We start from the raw sequence: 1,002 nt of genomic DNA, 5'->3' as shown, positions 1-1,002 counted from the left end.
GCTTAACCCGCGGGGTCGCGACATAGACGCAGTGACCGCCACGCAGGGCTTAGGCCAGCACCGCGACCAGGCCGCCGACCCACACCGACGCCGACACCATGTGCAGGATCAACGAGTTGGTCGCCACATCGTGGGCGCCACCCGAGGACGAATGCCCGGTCAGCGCCAGCGGCATCATGGTGATCAGCGAGCCGCCCAGCAGCAGCGGAGTCCAGCCCCAGCGCAGCGCCAACCGGCAGCCGATGGCAACGATCAGCGCGAACAGCGTCGTCGTCCGCCACGCGCCCGCCACTTCGACCTGCGTGATCACCGGCCACAGCTTCTCCGGCCGCCAGATGTCACCGACCGGCTGACCGGTCGTGTCCGACACCGTCAGCGGCACGAGCAGCGCCGCACACGCGGCCCAGACCAGCGCGGCGTCCGAGGCCCGGCGCACCGCGCGGTAGCCGCCCGCCTCGAGCAGCCCGCTGTCACGCGGGGGCAGCAGGAACGCGGCGAACAGCAGCGAGCCGACGGTGACCGCCGCGGCCAGATCGGCCACCGCCCGCAGCGCGGGCAAGCCATATGTTGTCAACGGCCCCGGATCGGGTATACCCAGCAGACTCAAGGCTTGCGCCGCGGACAACCCGACCACGACGGCCGCGACGAAGGCGGCCATCGCACCCGCGACGACACTCAGTGCACGGAAGGACATGGCGTTCCCTGTCGGCGCCGCCCGACCCGCGTCCACCGGTGGCGCGCCGACCTCGGCGGGTCCAGCGGAGGGGTCCTGCGATAACGACATGACAACGAGGGTAGTTCGGCATGCCCGGAGCCGCCCCGATGGGGCGTCGCTCCCGACCCCGGATCTCGATCTGGTCGGTCGCTATACTTTTCGCGCTGGACACCGCGGCCGAGTTCGGCCAAGGTGGATGCCACTGCCTCCGTAGCTCATTTTTATTGTTTTTTTTTTTTATAATATTTTTGTGGTTGGTTCGATTAGTGAGGTGTTGTTATATGTGT

Annotated in this window: 1 pseudogene; it reads right to left on the bottom strand. The window is 67.5% G+C overall.

Annotated elements, in window-relative coordinates:
• Positions 1-52 precede the first annotated feature (52 nt).
• Positions 53-694 (bottom strand): annotated as a pseudogene (locus tag ACFWPJ_RS33810) (copper resistance protein CopD); the annotation flags it as partial.
• Positions 695-1,002: the final 308 nt, after the last annotated feature.

This window comes from Nocardia sp. NPDC058497 (assembly GCF_042720195.1).
Lineage (GTDB): Bacteria > Actinomycetota > Actinomycetes > Mycobacteriales > Mycobacteriaceae > Nocardia.
This window is presented reverse-complemented; position numbering and strand designations above follow the sequence as displayed.